Here is a 6,749-nt window from a genome sequence, read left to right on the forward strand (position 1 = left end):
TCGAACGGTGCCGCCCGACCGCGGGCAGCAGGGCTGATGCGACCGCGGCGAGGACTGCTCCTGCGGGACGGCACGGACGCCGGCGAGTGGGACGACCTCGTCCGAGGGCACCCGGACGGCACCCCGTTCCACCAGTGGGACTTCGTCACCGTGCTGTCCGACGTACTGGGCCTGCCGGCGCGGATGGCCGTGGCCGAGGTCGACGGGCGGGCGGTCGGCGTCGTGCCCCTGCTCCTGCGGTTCCGCCGACCGGTGGTGCTCGTCAACCAGGATCTGCCGATTCCCTACCTCGGCCCGCTGCTTCCACCGGACGTCGGCCTGCCCGAGGTGCTGACCGCGGTCCGCGGCTTCCTGCGCCCGCATCCGGTCCTGCTCTTCGAGGTCAGGTCGCGGCGCCCGTTCCCGGTGCCGTCGCGGTGGGGCTGGAAGCGCATCGACGGCTACACGTCCGCCGTCGTGCCGATCGCCGAGCAGGACGACGAGGACCTGATCGGCACCCTCTCCTACTCCCGGCGACAGCAGCTGAGGAGGGCGCTGCGCAACGGTCTGACGACCGACAGTGCCACCCGCCAGGAGATCGCCGAGCGCATGACCGCATGGGCCAACGCGCCCTTCCTGCGACAGGGTGAGCCGGCCAGGTGGCCGGCCGGCGCCCACCTCGCGTTCTACGACCGGCTCGCGCCCACCGGCGCCTGCATCGCCACCGCGGTCCGCCGGGACGAGACCCTGGTCAGCCTGTCGCTCGACCTGGTGGCCCACGACCGGATCTACGGCTGGGAGGTGGGCCTGGGGGAGGACGGCCGCGCCGCCGGGGCGATGCTGGCCATCCAGTGGTCGTTGATGCGCCGGGCCCGGGATCTGGGGCTCCGCGAGCTCGACACGCTCGGGGCCCCCAACCCGGGGATCGAGAACTACAAGCGCAGCCTCGGCGCGGAGTTCCGACCGCGCGGCGTCGCGCGCTGGCGCTCGCCGGTGGTGGCGCTGGGCAAGCGCCTGGCGCGACCCGCCGGGCTGGTGCTCACAGGGGGCGCCGATGGTCATCGAGAGTGAGCGCCGGGCCGTCGTCCTGTTCGCAGACCTCGAGCCCTGGGAGAGCTTCCTGCAGTTCGCCGCTGCGCTGCGCCGCCGAGGCGTTCGCGTGGAGCGAGTCACCACCGCCGAGCGGTCGCTGGTCAGGCGTCTGAACGATCTGCTGCAGCGGCCGGTCTTCCACCGTACGTGGGCCGTCCTGCCGCGCGGGTCCGGAGGCCGGGCGCTCGTGGAGGAGCTGCTCGTCCGCCTCGGCCCCGAGGTGCGCGCGGTCGAGGCCGTCGACGTCCTGGCGTCGGCGCTGATCGGGTGCGCCGGCGTCCCTCGCAGGACCGGCAGCCCGGAGCGGGAGGGGCTGCTCTTCGACAAGCTGGAGATGAACGGCTTCGCGGTTGGCCAGGGCGTCCCCGTCCCGCCCGCGTGGCCAGCGGAGTCGGAGCACGGACTCGTCCCCCCGTTCGTGGTCAAACCCCGCCTGGGGTCCGGCGGTGGAGGGGTGGAGCTCGTGGAGGACGCCGAGGCGGCTGCGCGGCTCCGGCGAGTCGCCACGACCGACCCAGGCCGGTTGATGGTCCAGGAGCGGGTGCCGGGGGAGCTGGTGCACGTCGCGGGCGTGGCTCGAGCAGGTGGCGTCCTGGTGGCTGCCTGCTACCGGGCTGTCGGGTCGCCGTACGCCGCGTTCGGCCCGTCGGCCGAGGTGGTGACGCTCGACGACCCCGAGACCGTGGCGTCGGCGGCCGCGCTCCTCGTTGGCCTCGAGTACACGGGAGCCTTCTGCATCGACTTCGTCCGTTCCGGCGAGGGCCGCCCGTTGCTCATCGACGTCAACGCCCGCATCTTCGGCTCCTGGGCGGCCCTGCAGAGCGCCGGTCTCGACCTGGTCGGTGCCTACCTCGAGGCCTGGGGCATGGGCGAGCACACCGCGACGGGCGCCCTGCCGCCGGGGCAGCGCCTCCACGTCCTGCCGCCGGACATGTCTCTGTCGGGGACCTCGATGGCCGCCGCCGTCGGCGTCCAGCTGCACGGCCTCGTCGCTGGGACACGCGAGCTCGGGGTGCGCTGGGGCGTCTCGCTGGCCGCCCGACTGGTGTGCGCGATCACGCTGCAGATGGTCCGTCGAGGGCGGAGCCGGGCGTCTCGACCGCCGCGACCACGGCGGCGAACGGTCCGGGCAACCGGAAGGGCGGCGTCGTGACGCTGGCGGTCGAACCACTGTCGTTCGAGGACTACCTGACCTTCATCGCCGACCGTCGGGTCAGCTTCATGCAGTCCCCGTCGTGGTCGGCGGTGAAGGACAGGTGGGCCGGGGAGCGCCTGGGGTGGCGTGACGAGGCCGGAAGGCTCGTCGGGGTGGGCCTGCTCCTGCTCCGGCGCATCCCGTTCGTCAGAGGCTCCATCGGCAACCTGGCCGACGGGCCGGTGATCGACTGGGCCGGATACACGACGGAGGACGTGGTCGACCCGCTCGTGCTCCACCTCCGCAACCGCGGTCTCGTGAGCCTGCGGCTCGCCCCGGACCAGGTCGTGCGGCGCTGGCGCGCGGCGACGATCAAGGCAGCGGTCGGCACGGGACGGCGCATCGACGACGTACCGCCCGACGTGGTGGACCCGATCGGTGCGCGGCTGGTCAGGGACCTGGAGCGAGGGGGGTGGAGACGCCCCGTGGAGTGGGACGGGCAGTACGGTCCGACGCGGCACTCCTTCCGGATCGACCTCACCGGTCGGACCCCGGAGGCGCTGTTCGGCGCGATGAACCAGCAGTGGCGACGGGGGATCCGCAAGGCCGCGAAGGCCGGCGTCGTGGTGGAGCGGGGCGGCTACGACGACCTCCCGGACTTCTACCGGGTCTACGCGGAGACGGCCCGGCGAGAGCAGTTCCCACCGTTTCCTCCCGACTACTTCCAACGTGCCTGGCGGGCGCTCTCGCGCGAGGCGCCCGACCGCATCCGCCTCTACCTCGCGCGTCACGACGGTGAGGCCTTGGCCGGGACGCTCGTGACCCGGACGGGAGGGCTGGCCTGCTACGCCTACGGCGGCTCTGCGACCCATCGGCGGGAGGTCTATCCCAGCAACGCGGCGCACTGGCGCATCATGTGCGACCTGCTGTCCGAGGGCGTCGACGTCTACGACATGCGCGGGGTGAGCGACAGCCTCGACCCGGACGACGGGAAGTTCGGGGTCCTGCGGTTCAAGCTCGGAACCGGGGGCGAGCTCGTCGAGCACGTGAGCACGTGGGAGCTGGTGATGCGGCCGATCCCGCACCACACCGCCATGACCGCGTGGCGACTGCGCCTCCCCGTCGTACGGCGCCTCGAATCGGTCCGAGAAATGAGGCGGTCCGCGAGCGGGATGCCGACGGGCGGCGCCTGATGGCGGGCCCGAGTCGCCGGACCACCTTCGTCGGCGGGCTGTGGAACACCGCCGCGATGGTGGTGCCGATGCTGTCGGCGCTGCTGTTGTCGGTGGTCATCGCCCGAAGGCTCGGGCCGGCGGAGCTGGGCGCCCAGAGCGTCGTCGCCTACACCGGCGGCCTGGTCGGCAGCCTCGTCGTCATGGCCGCCACCCACTGCACGACCCAGGTCATGGGTGCCGCCTACGGGGCCGACGACGTGCGGCGGTTGGCCACCCTCCGGCGGCTCTCGGGGGTCGTGCACGTCAGCGGCGGCGTGCTGGCCGGACTGCTGCTCGTCGGCGTCGGAAGCGCCCGGGACCACACCCTGGCCTGGGTGTTCATCGGCCTGGTCACCTTCCTCGACGCGCTCGGCTGGTCCTCGGGGAGCCGGCTGATCGCCCGTTCCGGGTGGAGCGAGGTGAGCCGGCTGCGGCTGGTCAGCCAGATCGCCGCGTCGCTGCTGGGTGTGCTCGCCGTGCTCCTCGGCGGTGGAGTGGCCGCCGTCTTCGGCGTCCAGGTGCTCACCTCCGCCTGGCTGACCACCTCGCTGCATCGCCGTGAGAGGCGCGAGTGGCGCGCGTGGGCGGGACGCGTCCTGCCGTCGGCGAAGGTGGCCCTGCGGCCCCTGGCCAGGCTCTGGGGGCTGTTCGTCCTCAGCGCCGCCCTGGTCCAGATCGTCGACAAGCGCATCGAGCTGCTCTTCCTCGATGCGTTCCGCAGCCGCCAGGAGGTCGCCGTCTACGCCGTCGCGTTCAGCCTGGTCACGGTCGCGGTGACCATCCCGGGCGCGCTCCTCGGCGCGGCCCTCCCCGCCATCGCGGCGGCCTCCACCGCCGACGGTGTCACCTCGCTGCACGGGCACCTGCGCCGGGCGGAACGAGTGGCGGTGCTGTTCGGCTTCCTGTTGTGCGCCGCGCTGGCGACCGTGGGACCGCCGTTGATCCTCGTGTTCTGGGGCGAGGGCCTGCACGGAGCCGCGTCGCTCATGCCGCTGATGGCGCTCAGCGTGCTGCTGGTGCCGCTCCCCACCCTGCTCCAGACCTTCTGGACGGGCATCGGCCGGCTCGGACCCGTGCTGCTCGCGAACGGACTGGGCGCGGTCGCCGACCTGGGCACCGCCCTGGCGCTGGTCCCGCCGCTGGGCGTGACCGGGGCGGCGTTGGCCAACGTCGTGGCCCAGTCGGTGGCCTGCGCCGCCATCGTCGTCTGGTCCCGGCGCCATGGCGCCGCGGTGGGGGCGTCGCCGGGCGACCTGCTGCGGTTCGCGGGGGTGGCGGCCCTCAGCGGCGGGGCGGCGGCCGCGGCGGCGTACGCACTGGGTGATGTCAGCCAGGTGTTGGCGCTCGTCGGGGCGGCCGTCGCCTTCGTCGTCGTGCTGGCGGTGGTCGGGCTGCTCGCCGGCCTCGTCCCAGGCGAGGACGCCGACTGGATCGCCGACATCGTGCCCCATCCCGTCCGGCCGGCACTCGCCGTCGTCGGTGGACAGCGCTGGGCGCGCGCCTCGCGGCAGGCCACGGCGCCCGGGCGCGCGGTCCGACCTGCGCATCACCGCCACCCGCGATCGAGATAGCGCGCGTCGGTGGGCGGACCGCTCAGCTCACCCGCCTCGCGGCCGAATCTCCTGCTGAGTGCCGGACCGCGCGGACTTGCCGTCGTCTTCGAGACGGCCGGGGTTGCGAGGTCGAGAGCCTCTTGTCCCGTCCGAACACGATGACTGTGCAGGTCTGATGCCCCAGATCTTCCGCTCGCCGTCCCAGGACTCCTTCATGCTCGTACGTCGGCCCGCGTGGCACACCCGGGCGGCCATCGCGCAAGTGATCATGGCGCTGTTCAGCCTGGCTGCTGCGCTGGCCGCTCATGACGGTGCGGTGCGAGGGGTCCTCTTCGCCGCAGGATCGGTGGTCGCGGCCGTCGTGCTCTGGACGACTCTGGCGCGCCGGGAGAGCGCTCGGCTCCTGCTGGCCTGGCCGCTGCTGACGCTGGTGCTGCTGACGGTCGCGTCGTTCGTGATCCCCGACGGAGCCCGGCTGACGGTGAGCTTCATCGTCATCGCGTTCCTGTTCGCCGGGCTGACCCAGCCGCCGCTGGCGTCGCTGTGGCTCGTCGCTCCCGCTCTGGTCGTCCACTGGTCGGTCATCGACCTTCCTCCGGCGCAGGCGGCGATCCGGATGACGATCGCTGCGTTCGTGTGGGTCGCGACGGCGGAGCTCCCTGCACGGTTGACCTTCGATCTCCGCACGGCGCGGCTCCAGCTCGCTCGCGAGGCGGCGACCGACCCGCTGACCGGGTTGGCGAACCGTCGTGGCTGGAAGGTCGATGTGGAGCGCCTGGTCCATGCGGTGTCGCGCAGCGGCCGCCCCCTCGCGCTCATGCTGCTCGACCTGGACCACTTCAAGGCCTTCAACGACCGGTACGGCCACCTGGTCGGCGACGAGCTCTTGGCGACGTTCGCCCGACGCATCCAGTTCGGCCTTCCGCCCGAGGCGGTCGTCGCCCGCTGGGGAGGGGAGGAGTTCGCCATCGCGCTGCCCGACACGACCCCCACCGAGGCGGTCGCCGTGGCGGAACGGATCCGGGCAGCCGTGCCGATGCAGCAGACCTGCTCCGTGGGACTCACGTTGTCCGGGGCCGGCGACAGCGAGAGCTCGCTCGTCGCTCGTGCCGACGCGGCGCTGTACGCCGCGAAGAACGCCGGTCGTGACCGGGTGGCGGCCGGCTGAGCGTTCGGCCGGTGCCGGCATCAGCGCGACAGGCGCAGCTCTGCCCCGATCCGGGTCCCCTGATCCTCGACATAGGCCCATTGCACGGACAGCAGGTCGACGATGCTCAGCCCACGACCGCGCGAGTCGCTGGGGCCGGTCCTCTGAGGCGCGAGCGAGCTCACGTGTCCCCAGTCGTGCACGCCCACCTGCACCACCTCTGCCGTCACCCGCCATCCGACCTCGATCATGCCGTCGGCGTCGGGGCGACCGTGCTCGACCGCGTTGGCGACCAGTTCTCCCAGGACCAACGCTGCGTCTGCTGCCGCGGACCGCGAGGCACCGGCGCCCATCAGGTCGGTGTGCAACGAACGTCGTGCCCAGACCGCAGAGGCGGGGACCTGCGGCACCCGCGAACAGGTCCACGCCGGTTCGACGGACCCAGAAGACGACACGAGACCCCCTCAGCGAAACCCTGACAAGTCGGAGGTTCCCACCTGGCGGGCTCGGGGCTACATGACACGCCATCCGTCACCCTTGGGGGTGGGATCGGCGGCTGGTTCTGTCACCCCCAGGGGCCAATCCGGCACCGGCGCCGTTATGGCGGCGCTCATGTCGGGGATGCCTTG

Annotated in this window: 6 protein-coding genes; 5 read left to right on the top strand and 1 reads right to left on the bottom strand. The window is 72.8% G+C overall.

Annotated elements, in window-relative coordinates; genetic code table 11:
* Positions 1 to 36 precede the first annotated feature (36 nt).
* The 5 genes from QDS12_RS08480 (at position 37) to QDS12_RS08500 (ending at position 6,141) form a co-directional block, all read left to right on the top strand.
* Positions 37 to 1,050, top strand: coding sequence for a GNAT family N-acetyltransferase (locus QDS12_RS08480; protein ID WP_279878418.1), 1,014 nt, complete (start codon positions 37 to 39; stop codon positions 1,048 to 1,050).
* The gene (locus tag QDS12_RS08485) at positions 1,034 to 2,224 is read left to right on the top strand and encodes an ATP-grasp domain-containing protein (protein WP_279878420.1); all 1,191 of its coding nucleotides are present in this window, start codon (positions 1,034 to 1,036) and stop codon (positions 2,222 to 2,224) included. The genes QDS12_RS08480 and QDS12_RS08485 overlap by 17 nt, the downstream gene beginning before the upstream one ends.
* Entirely contained in the window at positions 2,221 to 3,399 is a 1,179-nt protein-coding gene (locus QDS12_RS08490; RefSeq protein WP_279878422.1) for a peptidoglycan bridge formation glycyltransferase FemA/FemB family protein, read from the top strand. The genes QDS12_RS08485 and QDS12_RS08490 overlap by 4 nt, the downstream gene beginning before the upstream one ends.
* Positions 3,399 to 4,991 (top strand): lipopolysaccharide biosynthesis protein, encoded by a 1,593-nt coding sequence (locus QDS12_RS08495; protein ID WP_279878424.1) that lies wholly within the window; start codon positions 3,399 to 3,401, stop codon positions 4,989 to 4,991. The genes QDS12_RS08490 and QDS12_RS08495 overlap by 1 nt, the downstream gene beginning before the upstream one ends.
* A gap of 157 nt (positions 4,992 to 5,148) precedes the next feature.
* Positions 5,149 to 6,141 carry a GGDEF domain-containing protein gene (locus QDS12_RS08500; RefSeq protein WP_279878427.1) on the top strand — a complete coding sequence of 331 codons (993 nt, stop codon included), beginning with the start codon at positions 5,149 to 5,151 and terminating at the stop codon, positions 6,139 to 6,141.
* A 20-nt stretch (positions 6,142 to 6,161) separates the two neighbouring features.
* On the opposite strand, the gene QDS12_RS08505 is transcribed toward QDS12_RS08500, so the two are convergent.
* Positions 6,162 to 6,575, bottom strand: a complete 414-nt coding sequence (locus tag QDS12_RS08505; protein WP_347882175.1) for an ATP-binding protein — start codon at positions 6,573 to 6,575, stop codon at positions 6,162 to 6,164.
* Positions 6,576 to 6,749 lie beyond the last annotated feature (174 nt).

This window comes from Nocardioides sp. CER19, from assembly GCF_029846275.1.
Taxonomy (GTDB): Bacteria; Actinomycetota; Actinomycetes; order Propionibacteriales; family Nocardioidaceae; genus Nocardioides.